This window comes from Citrobacter sp. Cpo037 (assembly GCF_030332945.1).
Classification (GTDB): domain Bacteria; phylum Pseudomonadota; class Gammaproteobacteria; order Enterobacterales; family Enterobacteriaceae; genus Citrobacter; species Citrobacter portucalensis.
Window position 1 is genome coordinate 245,662 of the sequence record NZ_JAOWGW010000062.1, and the last position, 19,749, is coordinate 265,410.

The window sequence follows — 19,749 nt, forward strand, 5'->3', positions numbered from 1 at the left end:
GCAAAACTATGGACCTGATTTACTTTCTTATCGATTTTATCCTGCACATTGATGTGCACCTGGCGGAGCTGGTTGCGGAATACGGTATCTGGGTATACGCCATTCTGTTTCTGATCCTGTTCTGTGAAACCGGGCTGGTGGTGACACCCTTCCTGCCTGGGGACTCGCTGCTGTTTGTTGCGGGGGCGCTTTCTGCGCTGCCAACCAACGATCTCAATGTTCATCTGATGGTGGCACTGATGATTGTGGCGGCGATTGTGGGCGATGCGGTGAACTACACGATTGGTCGATTGTTCGGGGAAAAACTTTTCAGTAACCCGAACTCCAAAATTTTCCGCCGCAGCTACCTGGATAAAACCCATGCGTTCTACGAGCGTCATGGCGGTAAGACGATTATCCTGGCGCGTTTCGTGCCTATCGTGCGTACATTTGCGCCGTTTGTTGCCGGTATGGGACATATGTCCTACCGTCACTTTGCGATGTATAACGTCGTCGGTGCACTGCTGTGGGTATTGTTGTTCACCTACGCAGGCTACCTGTTCGGCGATCTGCCGATCGTCCAGGAAAACCTGAAATTATTGATTGTGGCGATTATCGTCCTTTCCGTATTGCCGGGGGTGATTGAAGTAATTCGCCATAAGCGTGCTGCGTCACGGGCTGCAAAATAGAAAGTAACTCAGCGGTTCGACCACTTTTTTATCCAAAGTTTCGGGCTGTTATGTTTTAATGTGCAACATTCATGGTCTGTTAGGGGCAAAAATGGCATTATGCGCCCCTTATAACAAAGCTGACTAGGGTTCAGGCAGAAAGGTCACCAATGAGCTGGATTGAACGAATTAAAAGCAACATTACTCCCACCCGCAAGGCAAGCATTCCTGAAGGGGTGTGGACCAAGTGTGATAGCTGCGGTCAGGTTTTATACCGTGCTGAGCTGGAACGTAATCTTGAGGTCTGTCCGAAGTGTGACCATCATATGCGCATGTCGGCGCGCAATCGCCTGCATAGCCTGTTAGATGAAGGTTCTCTTGTGGAACTGGGTAGCGAGCTTGAGCCGAAAGACGTGCTGAAGTTTCGTGACTCCAAAAAATACAAAGACAGACTGGCTTCTGCGCAGAAAGAAACTGGCGAGAAAGATGCGCTGGTGGTGATGAAAGGCACACTTCACGGTATGCCGGTCGTTGCTGCGGCATTCGAGTTCGCGTTTATGGGCGGCTCCATGGGCTCTGTGGTCGGCGCGCGTTTTGTCCGTGCCGTTGAGCAGGCGCTGGAAGACAACTGTCCGCTGATCTGTTTCTCTGCTTCTGGCGGGGCGCGTATGCAGGAAGCGTTGATGTCTTTGATGCAGATGGCGAAAACCTCTGCTGCGCTGGCGAAAATGCAGGAACGCGGTTTACCGTATATTTCTGTACTGACCGACCCAACAATGGGTGGTGTTTCCGCAAGCTTCGCGATGCTGGGCGATCTCAACATTGCAGAACCGAAAGCATTGATCGGCTTCGCTGGTCCGCGTGTTATCGAGCAAACCGTACGTGAGAAACTGCCGCCGGGATTCCAGCGCAGCGAGTTCCTGATTGAAAAAGGCGCTATCGATATGATCGTTCGCCGTCCGGAAATGCGTCTGAAACTGGCAAGCATCCTGGCGAAGCTGATGAATCTTCCTGCGCCGAATCCGGATGAGCCGCGTGAAGGCGAAGTGGTACCTCCGGTTCCCGATCAGGAACCAGAGGCCTGATAGTTTACGCTATGGGTTTCGGGTTGCAGGCAGGCGAGAAGAGCGTTGATCCCGATGAGCTTACACCGGTAAGTGATTCGGGAGAGCGAGTACAGCCAACGCATCTGCAACGTGGAAAACAACGTGTAAAAAAGGGCAGGCCGGTTGGCGCTGCCCTTTTGCTTTTCTCAACGTAAAGAATCTACAGGCATCATGGACAATAAACGTATCCCTCAAGCCGCGTCGCCCCTGGCGTCGTGGCTTTCTTATCTGGAAAACCTGCACAGTAAAACCATCGATCTGGGCCTTGAACGCGTCAGTCAGGTGGCGCGTAAACTGGGTGTGTTGAAACCTGCGCCATTTGTTTTTACGGTGGCAGGAACCAATGGGAAAGGCACAACCTGTCGTACGCTGGAATCTGTGCTGACTGCGGCAGGCTATAAAGTTGGGGTGTACAGTTCGCCTCATCTGGTGCGCTACACGGAACGCGTACGCGTGCAGGGGCGTGAACTGCCGGAATCAGCCCATACCGCCTCGTTTGCTGAGATTGAAGACGCACGGGGTGACATTTCCCTGACCTACTTTGAATACGGTACGTTATCGGCACTCTGGCTGTTTAAACAGGCCCAGCTGGATGTCGTTATTCTGGAAGTGGGGTTAGGCGGCCGCCTTGACGCCACCAATATCGTCGATGCCGATGTCGCAGTAGTCACCAGTATTGCGCTTGACCATACTGACTGGCTGGGCCCGGATCGCGAAAGTATTGGTCGTGAGAAGGCGGGAATTTTCCGCGCAGAGAAACCGGCCATCGTCGGCGAACCGGAAATGCCTTACACCATCGCGGATGTCGCTCAGGAGTGCGGGGCGGTTTTGCAACGTTGCGGTGTGGACTGGCGCTATGCGGTCACGGAGAACGACTGGTCGTTTACTGATGCTCATGGAACGCTGGCGCACCTGCCGTTGCCGCAGGTGCCACAACCTAATGCTGCAACCGCACTGGCTGCACTGCGCGCAAGCGGCCTTAACGTCAGCGAGCAGGCTATTCGTGACGGTATCGAACAAGCGATTTTACCGGGGCGCTTCCAGATTGTGAGCGAGTCGCCGCGGGTGATTTTTGATGTTGCCCATAACCCGCATGCGGCGGAGTATCTGACTGGACGTCTGAAAAAGTTAGTGAAAAGCGGGCGTGTACTTGCGGTTATCGGTATGCTACATGATAAAGATATTGCCGGTACGTTGGCCTGGCTGAAAAGCGTGGTTGACGACTGGTACTGTGCGCCCCTGGAAGGGCCGCGTGGAGCAACGGCAGAACAGCTGCTGGAGCACCTGGGCAAAGGCAGCGCCTATGACAGCGTGGCGCAGGCATGGACTGCGGCACTGGCTGAGGCGAAGCCAGAAGATACCGTGTTGGTGTGTGGATCGTTTCACACTGTCGCACATGTCATGGAAGTAATAGACGTGGGGAGAAGCGGTGGCGAGTAAGTTTCAGAACCGATTAGTCGGCACAATTGTGCTGGTCGCGCTCGGGGTAATTGTGCTTCCCGGGCTGCTTGACGGGCAAAAAAAGCATTATCAGGATGAATTTGCAGCGATCCCACTGGTGCCTAAACCCGGCGATCGCGATGAACCAGACATGATGCCTGCAGCAACGCAGGCGCTGCCGACTCAGCCGCCGGAAGGGGCGGCAGAAGAGGTGCGTGCGGGTGATGCTGCCGCGCCATCGTTGGATCCATCACGTTTGACGACGGCAAACAGCGCGGAGTTAGATCCTGTCCCTGCGCCTGTGGAACCACCGAAACCTAAACCGAAGCCGCAGCCTGTTACCGTCGCCCCGACGCCAACACCGGCACCGACTCCAGCGCCGAAACCGGCCGCTGAGGAAGCGCCAGCGCCAACCGGCAAAGCGTACGTTGTACAACTCGGTGCATTGAAAAACGCGGATAAGGTCAATGAGATCGTGGGTAAACTTCGTGGCGCGGGCTTCCGGGTATATACTTCCCCGTCAACGCCGGTGCAGGGTAAAATAACCCGCATTCTCGTAGGGCCTGACGCCTCCAAAGATAAGCTGAAGAACTCGCTGGGCGAGCTGCAGAAGATCTCTGGTTTGAGCGGGGTGGTGATGGGGTATACCCCTAACTAAGGGATTGCGTTACGTTGCTCTGATGTAGGCCGGACAAGGTGTTTACACCGCCATCCGGCAGTGCCCGAAGAGGCATAAAATCGTATGGCGTTGAAGATTTTTTCAGCGCCATTTTTATTTACGCGTGGAAAGGAAATCCCTACGCAAACGTTTTCTTTTTCTGTTAGAATGCGCCCCGAACAGGACGACAGGGCGTAAAATCGTGGGACACATATGGTCTGGATTGATTACGCCATTATCGCGGTGATTGGTTTTTCCTGTCTGGTTAGCCTGATCCGTGGCTTTGTTCGTGAAGCATTATCGTTGGTGACTTGGGGTTGTGCTTTCTTTGTCGCCAGCCATTACTACACTTACCTGTCTGTCTGGTTTACGGGCTTTGAAGACGAACTGGTTCGAAATGGGATTGCTATCGCGATACTGTTCATCGCGACACTTATCGTCGGCGCTATCGTTAACTTTGTGATAGGCCAACTGGTAGAGAAAACAGGACTGTCGGGTACCGACAGGGTGTTGGGGATTTGCTTCGGTGCTTTGCGTGGAGCGTTGATCGTCGCCGCCATACTGTTCTTTCTCGATACCTTTACCGGTCTGTCGAAAAGTGAAGACTGGGGTAAGTCACAGCTGATCCCGCAGTTCAGTTTCATCATCAGATGGTTCTTTGACTATCTGCAAAGCTCGTCAAGTTTCTTGCCCAAAGTATAAACTTTGGGTCGTTGCTGAACGAGGAAAAGACGTATGTGCGGTATTGTCGGTATCGCCGGTGTTATGCCGGTAAACCAGTCGATTTATGACGCGTTAACGGTGCTCCAGCATCGTGGTCAGGATGCTGCGGGCATCATCACCATTGATGCCAACAACTGCTTCCGCTTGCGTAAAGCAAATGGAATGGTGAGCGATATTTTTGAAGCGCGCCATATGCAGCGTTTGCAGGGCAATATGGGCATCGGTCATGTGCGTTACCCAACGGCTGGCAGCTCCAGCGCCTCCGAAGCTCAACCTTTTTACGTCAACTCACCGTATGGCATTACGCTTGCCCACAATGGCAACCTGACCAACGCGCATGAGTTGCGTAAAAAGCTGTTTGAAGAAAAGCGCCGCCACATCAATACCACTTCAGATTCTGAAATTCTGCTGAATATTTTCGCCAGCGAGCTGGATAACTTCCGCCATTACCCGCTGGAAGCCGACAATATTTTTGCTGCCATTGCGGCAACCAACCGCCAGATTCGCGGCGCCTATGCCTGCGTGGCGATGATTATCGGTCACGGCATGGTTGCCTTCCGCGACCCTAACGGTATCCGTCCGCTGGTGATGGGCAAACGCGATATTGGCGATGGCCGTACCGAGTACATGGTGGCGTCTGAGAGCGTAGCGCTGGATACGCTGGGCTTTGAATTCCTGCGCGACGTAGCACCTGGCGAAGCGGTGTACATCACCGAAAAAGGCCAGCTGTTTACTCGTCAGTGTGCTGATAACCCGGTGAGCAATCCGTGTCTGTTTGAATACGTTTACTTCGCTCGCCCTGACTCCTTTATCGACAAGATTTCCGTCTACAGCGCCCGTGTGAATATGGGGACTAAGCTTGGCGAAAAAATTGCCCGTGAGTGGGAAGATCTGGACATCGATGTAGTAATCCCAATCCCGGAAACCTCCTGTGATATCGCGCTGGAAATTGCCCGTATTCTCGGTAAGCCGTACCGCCAGGGGTTTGTGAAAAACCGCTATGTGGGCCGTACCTTTATCATGCCGGGCCAGCAGTTGCGTCGTAAATCTGTGCGCCGTAAGCTGAACGCTAACCGTGCGGAATTCCGTGATAAAAACGTGCTGCTGGTGGATGACTCCATTGTGCGCGGCACCACTTCAGAACAGATTATCGAGATGGCGCGTGAAGCTGGCGCGAAGAAGGTGTATCTGGCCTCTGCCGCCCCGGAAATTCGCTTCCCGAACGTTTATGGCATCGATATGCCTACGGCGACGGAGCTGATTGCGCATGGTCGCGAAGTGGATGAGATTCGCCAGATAATCGGCGCAGATGGTCTGATCTTCCAGGATCTGAACGATCTGATTGAAGCTGTCCGTGCTGAGAACCCGGATATTCAGCAGTTTGAATGTTCAGTGTTTAACGGCGTGTACGTTACTAAAGACGTCGACCAGCAATATCTCGATTTCCTCGACTCCCTGCGTAATGACGATGCCAAAGCGGTGTTGCGTCAGAACGAAGCGGAAAACCTTGAGATGCACAACGAAGGTTAATGTTTGCTCGCAAGCAAGGACGCAACCTGCGCCCTTGCTTGCAACTCACCGTAATTTCCTGCAAAGTCGGCCCTGAGCAAGTAAGGGCGATTACACATGAAACGACTCATCATTGGTATTTCTGGTGCAAGCGGGGCAATTTACGGCGTGCGCCTGTTGCAGGTATTGCGTGACGTCACTGATGTGGAAACCCACCTGGTGATGAGTGCCGCTGCCCGGCAGACGCTGGCGCTGGAAACGGACCTCTCTGTGCGCGACGTGCAGGTGCTGGCAAATGTGAATCACGATACCCGTGATATCGCCGCCAGTATCTCCTCCGGCTCTTTTCAGACCGCCGGAATGGTTATCCTGCCTTGTTCAATCAAAACGCTTTCTGGCATCGTCCACAGTTACACCGATGGGTTGCTTACCCGTGCGGCAGATGTAGTGTTGAAAGAACGTCGTCCGTTGGTGCTGTGTGTACGCGAAACGCCGCTGCATTTGGGGCATTTGCGATTGATGACGCAGGCGGCAGAAATTGGGGCGGTAATTATGCCACCTGTTCCGGCGTTTTATCATCGTCCGCAAACGCTCGATGATGTGATTAATCAAACGGTTAATCGCGTGCTTGACCAGTTTGATATTACCCTTCCGCAGGACCTGTTCACCCGCTGGCAAGGGGCGTAAGCCGTTCCATCAGCGTGCAAAGAATCATCGGTTGCCCTGTTTCAGGGCAATTTTGTAACCGCGATCATATCCTCAACATTTAATTCGTTAAAACTCAACGAAACGCTGCGGTTCAACCGCCAGACCTGCTATCTTCAAAATCAGGACATTATTGCAACGTTTTATTAACATATTTAACGTCGAATATCCTCATCGACGCTAAAATGGCATAAGACCTGCATGAAAAAGTCTGCAAACACACAACACAACGTAAAACATAATAAAATTACGCTACTTGAGGGTTATGTATGAAGAAGACGGTTCTTGCTTTGTCTTTGCTGGTAGGACTCTCCGCCACCGCGGCCAGCTACGCAGCACTTCCGCAGACGGTTCGTATTGGTACAGATACAACGTACGCTCCTTTTTCCTCTAAAGATGCCAAAGGCGACTTTGTCGGTTTTGATATCGATCTGGGAAATGAGATGTGTAAGCGCATGCAGATCAAATGCACCTGGGTTGCCAGCGACTTTGATGCGCTGATCCCATCGCTGAAAGCGAAAAAAATTGATGCCATCATCTCCTCGCTTTCTATCACCGAAAAGCGTCAGCAAGAGATTGCGTTCTCAGACAAACTTTACGCTGCAGACTCACGTCTGATCGCCGCGAAAGGTTCCCCAATTCAGCCGACTCTGGATTCCCTCAAGGGTAAACACGTTGGCGTCCTGCAAGGCTCTACTCAGGAAGCCTATGCCAATGACAACTGGCGCAGCAAAGGCGTGGACGTGGTGGCCTATGCGAACCAGGACCTCATCTATTCTGACCTGACGGCAGGCCGTCTGGACGCGGCATTACAAGATGAAGTCGCGGCCAGCGAAGGCTTCCTGAAGCAGCCTGCTGGTAAGGATTACGCTTTTGCCGGTCCGTCGGTGAAAGATAAAAAATACTTTGGTGATGGAACCGGGATTGGCTTGCGCAAAGATGATACAGAGCTGAAAGCCGCTTTCGACAAAGCGCTGGGCGAACTGCGTAAAGACGGCACCTACGACAAAATGGCGAGCAAATATTTTAATTTTAATGTCTACGGCGATTAATACAGCGGCGTGGGGAATTGACTGCACCATTGCGGGTAACCATTTCGGTGCATAATAAATTCAGTGCACTGTTTTGGTGCTTTTATCGCTGACTTAATAGGCATGAGTGCATACTTAAGCGCTTTTCATGCAAATAAATACCGCCGACAGGGTAGAATGCTTTGCCTTGTCGGCCTGATTAATGGCACGATAACTGCACCTGGTCCTGTAAAGATCCCCTATAAAAGACAGTCTGTTGAGGATAGTTATGAAAAAACTGGTGTTGTCTCTTTCTCTGGTTCTGGCTTTCTCCAGTGCTACCGCAGCATTTGCAGCCATTCCGCAAAAAATTCGTATCGGTACCGATCCTACTTATGCGCCGTTCGAATCGAAGAATGCGCAGGGTGAATTAGTCGGTTTTGATATCGATCTGGCTAAAGAGCTGTGCAAACGTATCAATACGCAATGTACCTTCGTGGAAAACCCTCTGGACGCGCTGATCCCTTCGCTAAAAGCGAAGAAAATTGATGCCATCATGTCCTCGCTTTCCATTACTGAAAAACGTCAGCAGGAAATCGCATTTACCGACAAGCTTTATGCAGCCGATTCGCGTCTGGTTGTCGCTAAAGATTCTGCTATTCAGCCGACCATTGAGTCGCTGAAAGGTAAACGTGTTGGTGTGCTGCAGGGCACTACCCAGGAAACGTTCGGCAACGAACACTGGGCGCCAAAAGGTATTGAGATTGTCTCTTATCAGGGGCAGGACAATATCTATTCTGACCTGACTGCCGGGCGTATTGACGCCGCGTTCCAGGATGAAGTCGCGGCTAGCGAAGGCTTCCTGAAACAGCCAGTCGGTAAAGATTACAAATTCGGCGGCCCGTCTGTGAAAGACGAGAAGTTGTTCGGCGTGGGTACCGGTATGGGACTGCGCAAAGACGATAACGAGCTGCGCGAAGCGCTGAACAAAGCCTTTGCCGAAATGCGAGCTGACGGTACTTACGAGAAGCTGGCGAAAAAGTACTTCGATTTTGATGTTTACGGCGGTTAATTACCGCAGGTGCTGATAAAGCCCGTAGATTTTTGACGCGTTGAATTTATGCCCGATGGCACCGCGCTTATCAGGCCTACGGTGATTTTGTAGGCCAGATAAGGCAAAGCCGCCATCCGGCATTTAACGGTTAGTCTGAAATCAAAAGAGGCTTACTACTCCACCACACACGACAGGACAGGCAGCATGTTGTATGGCTTTTCAGGTGTTATTTTACAGGGCGCAATTGTTACGCTGGAGCTGGCACTCAGCTCGGTGGTACTGGCGGTTCTGATAGGTCTTGTCGGCGCAGCAGCAAAGCTGTCGCAAAGCCGGGCAATGGGGCTTATTTTCGAAGGGTACACAACGCTAATCCGCGGTGTGCCCGATCTGGTCTTAATGCTGCTCATCTTCTACGGATTACAAATCGCGCTGAATACCATTACCGATGCCATCGGTATCGGCCAGATTGATATTGATCCGATGGTTGCGGGCATTATCACCCTTGGATTCATCTACGGTGCCTACTTTACCGAAACTTTTCGCGGTGCGTTTATGGCTGTACCAAAAGGCCATATTGAAGCCGCGACGGCGTTTGGCTTTACCAGCTCACAAATATTTCGTCGCATTATGTTCCCGGCGATGATGCGATATGCCTTACCGGGAATCGGTAATAACTGGCAGGTTATTCTTAAGGCTACGGCGCTGGTATCGTTGCTTGGACTTGAAGACGTGGTGAAAGCGACTCAGCTTGCCGGGAAGAGTACCTGGGAGCCGTTCTATTTTGCCGTCGTGTGCGGGGTCATCTATCTGGTGTTTACCACTGTTTCTAATGGTGTGCTGCTGTACCTTGAGCGCCGCTATTCCGTGGGTGTGAAGAGGGCTGACCTGTGATCGAGATTATTCAGGAGTACTGGAAGTCCCTGCTGTGGACCGACGGATATCGCTACACTGGCGTCGCTATCACCCTGTGGCTTTTGATTTCGTCAGTAGTGATGGGCGGAATACTGGCACTCTTTTTGGCGATTGGTCGCGTTTCCAGTAACAAATTTATCCAGTTTCCCATCTGGCTATTCACCTATATTTTTCGTGGGACGCCGCTGTACGTTCAGCTACTGGTGTTTTATTCCGGGATGTATACGCTGGAGATAGTTAAAGGCACGGACTTCCTCAACGCGTTTTTCCGCAGCGGGCTGAATTGCACCGTGCTGGCGCTGACGCTGAATACCTGCGCCTATACCACGGAGATTTTCGCCGGGGCTATCCGTTCCGTGCCTCACGGTGAGATTGAGGCTGCGCGCGCATACGGTTTCTCGTCATTCAAACTGTATCGATGCATTATTTTACCTTCCGCGCTGCGTATTGCGCTGCCGGCATACAGCAATGAAGTTATTTTAATGCTGCACTCAACGGCGCTGGCATTTACTGCAACGGTGCCTGATTTGTTGAAAATCGCTCGCGATATCAACTCGGCAACGTATCAGCCGTTTACCGCATTCGGTATTGCCGCTGTGCTGTATTTGATTATTTCGTATGTCCTGATCAGTCTGTTCCGTAAAGCGGAAAAACGCTGGTTGCAGCATGTATCCTCTAAATGATTCGAGTAACACGATGTCTGAAAATAAATTAAACGTTATCGATTTACATAAGCACTACGGCGAACATGAAGTGCTAAAAGGGGTATCGCTGCAGGCCAACGCGGGTGATGTTATCAGCATTATTGGCTCGTCAGGTTCCGGTAAAAGTACCTTCCTGCGCTGCATTAACTTTCTCGAGAAACCGAGTGCCGGGTCGATTGTCGTCAGTGGTCAGAACATTGGTCTGGTGCGCGACAAAGACGGCCAGTTGAAGGTTGCGGACAAAAATCAGCTACGCCTGCTGCGTACGCGTCTGACGATGGTTTTTCAGCACTTTAATCTGTGGAGCCACATGACGGTGCTGGAAAACGTCATGGAAGCGCCGATTCAGGTGTTGGGGCTGAGCAAGCAGGAAGCTCGCGACCGTGCGGTGAAGTATCTGGCTAAAGTGGGCATTGATGAGCGCGCACAGGGCAAATATCCGGTGCACCTGTCCGGTGGTCAGCAGCAGCGTGTTTCCATTGCCCGTGCGCTGGCGATGGAACCGGAAGTGTTATTGTTTGATGAACCTACGTCGGCGCTTGATCCTGAGTTGGTGGGTGAAGTGCTGCGCATTATGCAACAGCTGGCTGAAGAGGGGAAAACCATGGTGGTGGTGACCCACGAAATGGGGTTTGCCCGTCATGTTTCCACGCACGTGATATTCCTGCATCAGGGGAAAATTGAGGAAGAGGGTGACCCGGAGCAGGTATTCGGTAATCCGCAAAGCCCGCGTTTGCAGCAGTTCCTCAAAGGTTCGTTGAAGTAAATCACCTGCCCGGAGGCGCTACGCTTTCCGGGCTTACAATTTTAGCGCGTCGCACTCCAGCCGAAACACCCAGTCGTCGTAGGCGATGCCGTCAATCTCATACGCCTTTTCCAGTACCTGCGTACGTACAAAGCCTGTCTTTTCCAGAATACGGATTGAACCTTTATTATCCGCCAGCGCGTATGCGTTTATCGCCGTCACACCTGCATGCTCGAAGGCATACTGGCACACCGCGCGGACGGCTTCGCTGGCAATACCTTTCCCCTGAGCCTGTGGCATGATGGCGTAGCCGAGGTCGGCTTCATGCGGGTAAAGATGGCTGATTTGCAGACCAATATCGCCGAGTGGAGTCGGGCTGTTATGCTTGCGGATGACGAAAGTGTGCTGTGCGGCCAGACGTCTGGCGAATAACAGCCGGGTATCTTTCGCCGGGGCGATGTTGCCCATATAGCGCATGACTTCAGGACATTCACGGAGTTTCTGGAAAAATGACCAGTCAGAAAATTGAAACAAAGAGAGGGTAAGTCGGGGAGTCGATATTATCGCCATAACGTCGCCATTGCGGAAATCTGGTCTATAACCTTACCACCACAACGGCGACTGTGAATAGCGCTTAGGGGTTATCGGATGACATCCGCCAGCGCTTCCTCTAAATCGTACCAGCGAAACGTAAAACCGGAAGCTTCCAGGCGTTTGGGCAATGCGCGTTGTCCACCAAGGACCAGTACTGACGATTCCCCCATCAGCAGTCGCATAGCGGTGGCGGGAACGCGCAGAATGGCAGGGCGGTTCAGAGCGTGACCCAGCGCATGGGCAAACTGCTCATTGTGCACCGGGTATGGCGAAACCATATTGAAGGGACCGCGTAGATCGTTATTCAACAGCCAGATAATTCCGTTGACCATATCATCAACATGGATCCAGGCCATATACTGGCGTCCGTTACCGATCGGGCCGCCTAAGCCAAGACGAAACGGCGGGACCATTTTTGCCAGAATGCCGCCTGCTGAGGCCAGTACCACGCCGGTACGCAGCATACATACGCGGGTTTTGTCGCTTTGCGCAGTGCTGGCAATTTGCTCCCAGCGGGCGCACAGCTTGTGGGTAAATTCGTTATGCGGTGGCTCTTCTTCCGTAACCACAACTTCGCCCAAATCGCCGTAGTAACCGGTAGCGGAACCGGAGATTAACACTGAGGGCGGCGTCTCGCTGGCATTGATTAAATCGACCAGTTTCTGCGTAATGCCCCAACGGCTCTGGCACAAGCGTTCCTTTTGCTGTGCGCTCCAGCGCTTATCTGCAATAGGCTCTCCGGCAAGGTTAATCACGGCATCAATATTATTGAGATGTTGCCGCTCTTCCAGTCCTTTCCATAACGTGACCCGAGAGTCGAGAATCTGACGAGCCTTATCAGGGGTACGTGTCACTACGATTATCTGATGCCCCAGTTCCAGCAGGCAGGGGATCAGATGACGTCCAATCAGGCCAGTACCGCCGGTAATCAGAATCTGCATGTCGCCTCCCGGGTTACGTTTTAGCGCTGCCAGCTCAGCGTCATTGATACTGAATCGGCATAACGCAATGCGTGAAGTTTATCTATCTCCACTTCAGCATAAGTGACCCAGTGATGTTCGCGTGCGATATCGAGCACATCTTGAGTTAATTTTTCTAACAATGAGAAGCGGTTACCCTCCACGTGGGCAATGATGCTTTTGGTGATAGTACGATAATTCAGCGCGTCGTTGATATCTTCGCTGGTACGGGCTTTGTCTGCCGGATAGTGAATGGCAATGTTGATGACGATATCCTGGCGATTAAGGATCTCCTCTTCTTTGATGCCGATAAAGGTGCGCAGACGAAGGTTTTTTATACGAATAATGGCGTCAGGTTGTGACATTGCAGGTTTCCTCCATGTATGAACCTCTGCATGATACACGAGAACCGAATTGCGTCACCGCTTCTCACTCTGTGCTTGCTGCATGGCGCGTTCCGTGGCGGGACGCGTACGGATGCGTTCGTGCCAGTTATTGACTGCCGGATAGTTGTCGAGATCGATGCGCTGACGCTGATGGGCGTGGATCCACGGCCAGCAGGCAATGTCAGCAATGCTGTAGTGATCGCCTCCCAGCCAGGGTGACGTTTCCAGACGTTTATTCATCACGTTGTACAGGCGCTGGGTTTCAACCTGGTATCTTTCAATAGCGTAAGGGATCGTTTGCGGAGCGTAATGACTGAAATGATGATTCTGCCCCAGCATAGGACCCAGACCGCTGACCTGCCAGAACAACCACTGGAGCGTGGTGTGGCGTTCGCGTAATTCACCGCTGAGCAGCTTACCGCTCTTCTCCGCCAGATAGAGTAAAATTTCTCCGGACTCAAACAGGCTGATGGGCCTTCCGCCGTCCACCGGGGCATGATCGATAATGGCCGGGATTTTATTGTTCGGCGAGATCTGCAGAAAATCGGGGCGAAACTGGCTACCTTTGCTGATATCGACATGAATCAGACGGTATTGCAGCTGTGCCTCTTCAAGAAACAGCGTGATTTTGTGACCGTTTGGCGATGGCGTGTAATAGAGATCGATCATTTTCAGCATCCGTTTTGTCATGAACCGGGTCATTACAAGTATAGAGCCTGTTGGCGTGCGTGAGTTTTCATCAAGTGACAGCGAGAGAAAGACTCTATATTTTGAAGGCAAGCCAATACACTTCAGAGGACATTATGAGCAAATCTGCAATTACGCTGTGGTCAGATGCCAATTTTTTCTCCCCTTACGTGCTGTCTGTTTATGTTGCTCTGCAAGAGAAAGGGCTACCTTTTACGCTGAAAACCGTTGATCTCAATAGTGGTGAACACTTGCATCCTTCATGGCAAGGTTACGCCTTGACGCGCCGCGTACCGGTTCTTGAGATCGATGGTTTTGAACTGAGCGAATCATCAGCGATTACGGAATTCCTGGAAGAGAGCTTTGCACCGCCACAGTGGGAGCGTATCTACCCACACGATGTACAAAAGCGCGCTCGGGCGCGCCAGGTTCAGGCGTGGATCCGCAGCGATTTAATGCCTATCCGTGAGGAACGATCAACAGATGTCGTTTTTGCTGGCGTGAAGAAAGGACCTTTAAGCGAAGCGGGAAAAGCCAGTGCGGAAAAACTGTTCGCTACTGCGAGCAGTTTACTGAGCCACGGTAAGCAGAATTTATTTGGTGAATGGTGTATCGCTGACTGTGATTTAGCGCTAATGCTTAATCGCCTGGTCCTGAATGGCGATGAGGTTCCTGAAGCGCTTGCGGAATACGCCACCTTCCAGTGGCAGCGCGCTTCAGTACAGCGTTTTATCGCGCTTTCAGCGAAGCGTTCCTGCTGAAAAACGGGCCATAATCCAGTATCATTACAAGGTGATTTTCAGCGAGGAGTGAGTGATGAAACTGATGTTCGCATCGGACATTCATGGTTCGTTGCCAGCCACGGAACGCGTACTCGAACGGTTTGCTGCAAGCGGCGCGCAATGGCTGGTGATATTGGGTGATGTTTTAAACCACGGGCCGCGTAATGCGCTTCCAGAAGGCTATGCACCTGCGCAGGTTGCTGAACGGCTGAATGAGCTGGCATCGCGAATTATTGCGGTGCGTGGTAATTGCGATAGCGAAGTGGATCAGATGCTCCTGCATTTTCCGATGACTGCGCCGTGGCAGCAAATTCTGACAGAAAACCAGCGACTCTTTTTGACGCACGGACACCTTTTTGGCCCGCAAAATATGCCGGCGCTCAATGCGGGCGATGTTCTGGTTTATGGGCATACTCATCTGCCGGTTGCTGAGCGGCGCGAGGATATCTATCATTTCAATCCCGGCTCGGTAAGCATCCCGAAAGGGGGCTTTGCGGCAAGTTACGGGATTCTGGATGATAATGTTCTCAGCGTAATGGCACTCAATGATCAAAGTGTTATTGCACAGGTCGAGATTAATCCGTAATTTACCCCACAAACATAAACGCGCCGTAAGAGCGCCAGAAAAAAGAAGGTTTCCTGATGGTGGAACAGCGTCGTTTGGCAAGTACTGAATGGGTGGATATTGTGAATGAAGACAACGAAGTCATTGCACAGTCCAGCCGGGAACAAATGCGGGCGCAACGCTTACGCCATCGTGCAACGTATATCGTTGTGCATGATGGTATGGGCAAAATTCTGGTTCAACGTCGCACTGAGACAAAAGATTTTTTGCCCGGCATGCTGGATGCCACCGCAGGCGGTGTGGTTCAGGCTGACGAGCAGATGCTGGAATCAGCGCGTCGTGAAGCAGAAGAGGAACTGGGGATTGCGGGCGTGCCGTTTGCCGAGCATGGTCAGTTTTACTTTGAAGACCAGAACTGTCGCGTATGGGGTGGGTTGTTTAGCTGCGTTTCCCACGGACCGTTTGCGCTTCAGGAAGATGAGGTCAGTGAAGTTTGCTGGTTGACGCCGGAAGAAATTACCGCGCGCTGCGACGAATTTACACCGGATTCCCTGAAAGCCCTGGCGCTGTGGATGACCCGTAACGCCAAGAATGAAGGGGCGAAAGCCGAAAAGCAGGAAGAAGCTGAGTAAACTCTGTTCATCCGGCCTACTGCGTCGAGAAATCGAGTAGGCCGGACGCACACTTTTTAATGGTAACCCATCATCTGCGCGCCAATCACCACCACGCTGGACATAATAAACAGCAGTCCCAACAGCGTAGCACCTACCTTCAGCCAGTTACGAAAATCCACCCGACAAACGCCTAACGTAGCCATCAGAGACGCTGACGTCGGATAGATAATATGACTGAATCCGTCGCCAAACTGGAAGGCCAGGACCGTGACCTGACGGTTTACGCCAACCAGATCGCCCAGCGGTGCCAGTAGCGGCATGGTTAACGCAGCCTGACCAGAGCCGGAAGTGACGAAGAAATTAAATACTGCCTGGAACAATAGCATAAACCACGCTGCGATGGCGTTATCCAGCCCGCTGATGCCATTGGCAATGCTGTGCAGCAGAGTGTTTAACACGCTGGCTTCACCCGCCTCTCCATTACCGACCAGCAGTAAAATGCCTTTGGCAAAACCAACCAGCAGGGCAGGGGCAATCATCATTCGTGCACCCTCAGTGAATGAGGAGGCCATGATGTTGACCGTCATGCCGTTGAGCCGGAACACGACGCCGATAATGCCAATCACCAGACCCATCGTGAAGAACTGACTGGCGATCTCAGGAATAAACCACGCGTTGACGATAACGCCCCAGACAACCCAAATCATCACCGCGGTCAGCACCAGTAGCACTAACCAGTCGCCCAGCGTGAAGCGTCGTTCCACGACCTCGTCCTGCTGCTCGCGAAAGAAGCGGTCGGATTCATGTACCCGGGACAAAAGCGGATTCTTTTTGATACGCGCCGCATAGGCCAGCGTGAAGGTCAGCCCGATTAGTGTAGCGATCACCCAGACCGCGATGCGTAGCCCGGAACCAGAGAGCACCGGTACTCCCGCAATACCTTGCGCGACCACCACGCAAAATGGGTTCATCCATGAGCTGGCGAAACCAATCTGAGTCGCGATATAGGTAACCAGAACGGTGGTGATACTGTCGTAACCTAGCCGTACCATCAAAGGCGCGATGATAATGGCAAAGGCAACAGCCTCTTCCCCCATGCCAAACACCGCGCCGCCTAAGGAGAAGAGAATAAACAGCACTGGGATAAACAGGACCTCGTTGCCCCGCGTATGGCGAATGAGCGCCAGGATGCCGTTATCAATGGTGCCGGTACGCATAACGATGCCGAATGCACCGCCAATGACCAGCATAAACATAATGATGCCGACAGCAGTGCCGAATTTCGAGCCGGAGGTTAATCCTTCAAACGGGAAATTCATCAGGCCTGGGCGTTCATCTCCGGTGGTGAATAACTGCACCCGGTGATACTGCTCTTCACCTGCGTCGTTGGTCAGAATACGAAAGGAATGGGGGTCAACCACCTTACGGGTTTTGGTTTGTCCATCAACCTGATACTGAACTTCCTGGCTATCGAACATCCCGACGGGAACAACCCATGTTGCCAGACTGGTTAAAATGGCGACGAAAAAAATAATCACCAGCGTGTCGGGCATCGCCCATTTTTTAGCTGGCTGTGATTCTGTTACTACTGACATGAAAGACTATCCCTGTTGCAACGCAAAAGAGAGTAAGTATGCGAACAGAAGAATGGTTATTCATTGATGCAGCGCATTCAGGCAAATATTTCAGATTATGCCAAAGGGGAAACAGACATAAAAAAACCGGAAATATCAGCTATTTCCGGTTTGATAAGCAGATGTGTTGCCGGATAAGAGATCCGGCACACTCGGCAGATTACTGCTGCTGCTGGGAAGACTGGATCGCGGTCAGTGCGATGGTGTAGACGATATCGTCTACCAGCGCGCCACGAGACAGGTCGTTCACCGGCTTGCGCATACCCTGCAGCATCGGCCCGATGGAGATCAGGTCGGCAGAACGCTGTACCGCTTTGTAGGTGGTGTTACCGGTGTTCAGATCCGGGAAGATGAACACGGTAGCGCGACCTGCAACCGGAGAGTTCGGCGCTTTGGATTTTGCTACGTCAGCCATAACGGCGGCGTCGTACTGCAGCGGACCGTCGATCATCAGGTCAGGACGTTTTTCCTGCGCCAGACGGGTTGCTTCGCGAACTTTCTCTACGTCGCTACCTGCACCAGAAGTACCGGTGGAGTAAGAGAGCATCGCTACGCGCGGTTCGATACCGAAGGCAATTGCGGAATCAGCGGATTGAATCGCGATTTCTGCCAGCTGCTCTGCGGTCGGATCCGGGTTGATCGCGCAGTCGCCGTAAACGTAAACCTGATCCGGCAGCAGCATGAAGAACACGGAAGACACCAGGGAGCTACCCGGCGCAGTTTTGATCAGCTGCAGCGGCGGACGGATGGTGTTCGCGGTGGTGTGTACTGCACCAGAAACCAGGCCGTCAACGTCGTCTTGCTCCAGCATCAGGGTACCGAGAACCACGTTGTCTTCCAGCTGTTCGCGGGCAACGGTTTCGGTCATACCTTTGTTTTTACGCAGTTCGACCAGGCGAGCAACGTAGCTTTCGCGAACCACATCTGGATCAACGATTTCTACGCCAGCGCCCAGTTCAACGCCCTGAGAGGCTGCAACGCGGGTGATCTCATCCGGGTTACCCAGCAGTACGCAGGTTGCGATACCACGTTCAGCACAGATGGCTGCTGCTTTAACGGTACGCGGTTCGTCGCCTTCCGGCAGAACAACGCGTTTGCCCGCTTTGCGCGCCAGCTCGGTCAACTGGTAACGGAACGCTGGCGGAGACAGACGACGGCTGCGCTCAGAGGTCGCAGTCAGGGATTCAATCCAGTCAGCGTTGATGTAGTTTGCAACGTATTCCTGGACTTTCTCAATGCGCTCGTGATCGTCAACCGGAACTTCCAGGTTGAAGCTCTGCAGGCTCAGAGAGGTCTGCCAGGTGTTGGTGTTTACCATGAATACCGGCAGGCCGGTTTCAAATGCACGTTCGCACAGTTTAGTGATGCGCGCGTCCATTTCGTAGCCGCCAGTCAGCAGCAGGGCACCGATTTCCACGCCGTTCATGGCCGCCAGGCATGCTGCAACCAGCACGTCAGGACGATCTGCGGAAGTTACCAGCAGGGAGCCTGCGCGGAAGTGTTCCAGCATGTGTGGAATGCTGCGTGCGCAGAACGTCACAGACTTCACGCGACGGGTGTTGATATCGCCTTCGTTAACGATGGTGGCGTTCAGGTGACGCGCCATATCGATTGCACGAGTAGCGATCAGATCGAAGCTCCATGGCACCGCGCCCAGAACCGGCAGCGGGCTGGATTCTTGCAGTTTAGCCGGATCAACTTTGATCACTTTCGCTTTGGAAGAGTCGTCGAAAATCTCGGACAGATCCGGGCGAGTACGGCCCTGCTCATCAACCGGTGCGTTCAGTTTGTTAACGATTACGCCGGTGATGTTGGTGTTTTTCGCGCCGCCGAAGCTGCTGCGAGTCAGTTCAATACGCTCGTTCAGCTGTTCCGGGGTGTCGGTACCCTGAGACATAACGAAGACGATTTCCGCGTTCAGCGTTTTCGCGATTTCGTAGTTCAGGGACTGCGCGAACTGATGTTTACGGGTTGGGACCAGGCCTTCAACCAGTACAACTTCAGCGTCTTTGGTGTTCGCGTGGTAGTTCGCGATGATCTCTTCCATCAGCACATCTTTCTGATTGCTGGACAGCAGAGATTCAACGTGGCTCATCTTCAGCGGCTCAGCGGCTGGCAGAGAAGAGTTAGCGCGGACGATGCTGGTAGTCTGGTCTGGCGCATCGCCACCGGCACGCGGTTGAGCAATCGGCTTAAAGACGCTCAGACGAACGCCTTTGCGTTCCATTGCGCGGATCACGCCAAGGCTGACGCTGGTCAGGCCGACGCTGGTTCCGGTAGGGATCAGCATAATAATACGGGACACGGTTTATCCT

21 protein-coding genes are annotated in these 19,749 nt (G+C 52.6%); 15 read left to right on the top strand and 6 right to left on the bottom strand.

Annotation, left to right across the window (positions count from 1 at the left end):
* The first annotated feature begins 8 nt into the window (after positions 1–8).
* From OGX94_RS12975 to hisP, 12 genes are all read left to right on the top strand, one after another.
* A complete protein-coding gene (locus tag OGX94_RS12975; protein ID WP_003028140.1) occupies positions 9–668 on the top strand; it encodes a DedA family protein in 660 nt (219 codons plus the stop codon).
* 149 nt (positions 669–817) lie between these two features.
* Positions 818–1,732 carry an acetyl-CoA carboxylase, carboxyltransferase subunit beta gene (gene accD / locus OGX94_RS12980; protein ID WP_003834797.1) on the top strand — a complete coding sequence of 305 codons (915 nt, stop codon included), beginning with the start codon at positions 818–820 and terminating at the stop codon, positions 1,730–1,732.
* 192 nt (positions 1,733–1,924) lie between these two features.
* Positions 1,925–3,193 carry a bifunctional tetrahydrofolate synthase/dihydrofolate synthase gene (gene folC / locus OGX94_RS12985; RefSeq protein WP_063940566.1) on the top strand — a complete coding sequence of 423 codons (1,269 nt, stop codon included), beginning with the start codon at positions 1,925–1,927 and terminating at the stop codon, positions 3,191–3,193.
* The gene (gene dedD / locus OGX94_RS12990) at positions 3,183–3,851 is read left to right on the top strand and encodes a cell division protein DedD (RefSeq protein WP_125112636.1); all 669 of its coding nucleotides are present in this window, start codon (positions 3,183–3,185) and stop codon (positions 3,849–3,851) included. The genes folC and dedD overlap by 11 nt, the downstream gene beginning before the upstream one ends.
* A 213-nt stretch (positions 3,852–4,064) precedes the next feature.
* Positions 4,065–4,553, top strand: a complete 489-nt coding sequence (gene cvpA / locus OGX94_RS12995) for a colicin V production protein (protein ID WP_003028129.1) — start codon at positions 4,065–4,067, stop codon at positions 4,551–4,553.
* Between the two features lie 33 nt (positions 4,554–4,586).
* The gene (gene purF / locus OGX94_RS13000) at positions 4,587–6,104 is read left to right on the top strand and encodes an amidophosphoribosyltransferase (RefSeq protein WP_003028127.1); all 1,518 of its coding nucleotides are present in this window, start codon (positions 4,587–4,589) and stop codon (positions 6,102–6,104) included.
* Positions 6,105–6,200: 96 nt separating this feature from the next.
* A complete protein-coding gene (locus OGX94_RS13005; protein ID WP_121571902.1) occupies positions 6,201–6,770 on the top strand; it encodes a UbiX family flavin prenyltransferase in 570 nt (189 codons plus the stop codon).
* 287 nt (positions 6,771–7,057) lie between these two features.
* A complete protein-coding gene (gene argT, locus OGX94_RS13010) occupies positions 7,058–7,840 on the top strand; it encodes a lysine/arginine/ornithine ABC transporter substrate-binding protein ArgT (RefSeq protein WP_003834788.1) in 783 nt (260 codons plus the stop codon).
* Positions 7,841–8,087: 247 nt separating this feature from the next.
* Positions 8,088–8,870, top strand: coding sequence for a histidine ABC transporter substrate-binding protein HisJ (hisJ, locus tag OGX94_RS13015; RefSeq protein ID WP_003028120.1), 783 nt, complete (start codon positions 8,088–8,090; stop codon positions 8,868–8,870).
* 186 nt (positions 8,871–9,056) lie between these two features.
* Positions 9,057–9,743, top strand: coding sequence for a histidine ABC transporter permease HisQ (locus OGX94_RS13020; protein WP_003028118.1), 687 nt, complete (start codon positions 9,057–9,059; stop codon positions 9,741–9,743).
* Positions 9,740–10,447, top strand: coding sequence for a histidine ABC transporter permease HisM (gene hisM, locus OGX94_RS13025; RefSeq protein ID WP_003028116.1), 708 nt, complete (start codon positions 9,740–9,742; stop codon positions 10,445–10,447). Before OGX94_RS13020 ends, hisM begins: the two co-directional genes overlap by 4 nt.
* Positions 10,448–10,460: 13 nt before the next feature.
* Positions 10,461–11,234, top strand: coding sequence for a histidine ABC transporter ATP-binding protein HisP (hisP, locus tag OGX94_RS13030; RefSeq protein WP_003028114.1), 774 nt, complete (start codon positions 10,461–10,463; stop codon positions 11,232–11,234).
* A 33-nt stretch (positions 11,235–11,267) separates the two neighbouring features.
* Here hisP and OGX94_RS13035 read toward each other — a convergent pair whose 3' ends face one another.
* From OGX94_RS13035 to yfcG, 4 genes are all read right to left on the bottom strand, one after another.
* Positions 11,268–11,783 (bottom strand): GNAT family N-acetyltransferase, encoded by a 516-nt coding sequence (locus OGX94_RS13035; RefSeq protein ID WP_149335113.1) that lies wholly within the window; start codon positions 11,781–11,783, stop codon positions 11,268–11,270.
* 71 nt (positions 11,784–11,854) lie between these two features.
* Positions 11,855–12,748, bottom strand: coding sequence for a TIGR01777 family oxidoreductase (locus tag OGX94_RS13040; RefSeq protein WP_003834782.1), 894 nt, complete (start codon positions 12,746–12,748; stop codon positions 11,855–11,857).
* Between the two features lie 20 nt (positions 12,749–12,768).
* Complete coding sequence (gene folX, locus OGX94_RS13045; protein ID WP_003028107.1) at positions 12,769–13,131, bottom strand: dihydroneopterin triphosphate 2'-epimerase; 363 nt, start codon at positions 13,129–13,131, stop codon at positions 12,769–12,771.
* A gap of 54 nt (positions 13,132–13,185) precedes the next feature.
* Positions 13,186–13,821 carry a GSH-dependent disulfide bond oxidoreductase gene (gene yfcG / locus OGX94_RS13050; protein WP_003834779.1) on the bottom strand — a complete coding sequence of 212 codons (636 nt, stop codon included), beginning with the start codon at positions 13,819–13,821 and terminating at the stop codon, positions 13,186–13,188.
* A 134-nt stretch (positions 13,822–13,955) separates the two neighbouring features.
* On the opposite strand from yfcG, the gene yfcF reads away from it, so the two are divergent.
* From yfcF to yfcD, 3 genes are read left to right on the top strand one after another with little or no spacing between them, the layout of a single operon-like run.
* Positions 13,956–14,600 (top strand): glutathione transferase, encoded by a 645-nt coding sequence (gene yfcF, locus OGX94_RS13055; RefSeq protein WP_003834778.1) that lies wholly within the window; start codon positions 13,956–13,958, stop codon positions 14,598–14,600.
* A gap of 55 nt (positions 14,601–14,655) precedes the next feature.
* Positions 14,656–15,207 (top strand): phosphodiesterase, encoded by a 552-nt coding sequence (yfcE, locus tag OGX94_RS13060; RefSeq protein ID WP_003834777.1) that lies wholly within the window; start codon positions 14,656–14,658, stop codon positions 15,205–15,207.
* 56 nt (positions 15,208–15,263) lie between these two features.
* Complete coding sequence (gene yfcD, locus OGX94_RS13065) at positions 15,264–15,818, top strand: NUDIX hydrolase YfcD (RefSeq protein WP_003834775.1); 555 nt, start codon at positions 15,264–15,266, stop codon at positions 15,816–15,818.
* Positions 15,819–15,874: 56 nt separating this feature from the next.
* Here yfcD and yfcC read toward each other — a convergent pair whose 3' ends face one another.
* The gene (gene yfcC / locus OGX94_RS13070) at positions 15,875–17,395 is read right to left on the bottom strand and encodes a putative basic amino acid antiporter YfcC (RefSeq protein ID WP_257661786.1); all 1,521 of its coding nucleotides are present in this window, start codon (positions 17,393–17,395) and stop codon (positions 15,875–15,877) included.
* Between the two features lie 199 nt (positions 17,396–17,594).
* On the bottom strand, positions 17,595–19,739 hold the full coding sequence (pta, locus tag OGX94_RS13075) for a phosphate acetyltransferase (RefSeq protein ID WP_008785351.1): 2,145 nt from the start codon (positions 19,737–19,739) through the stop codon (positions 17,595–17,597).
* Between the last annotated feature and the right edge of the window lie 10 nt (positions 19,740–19,749).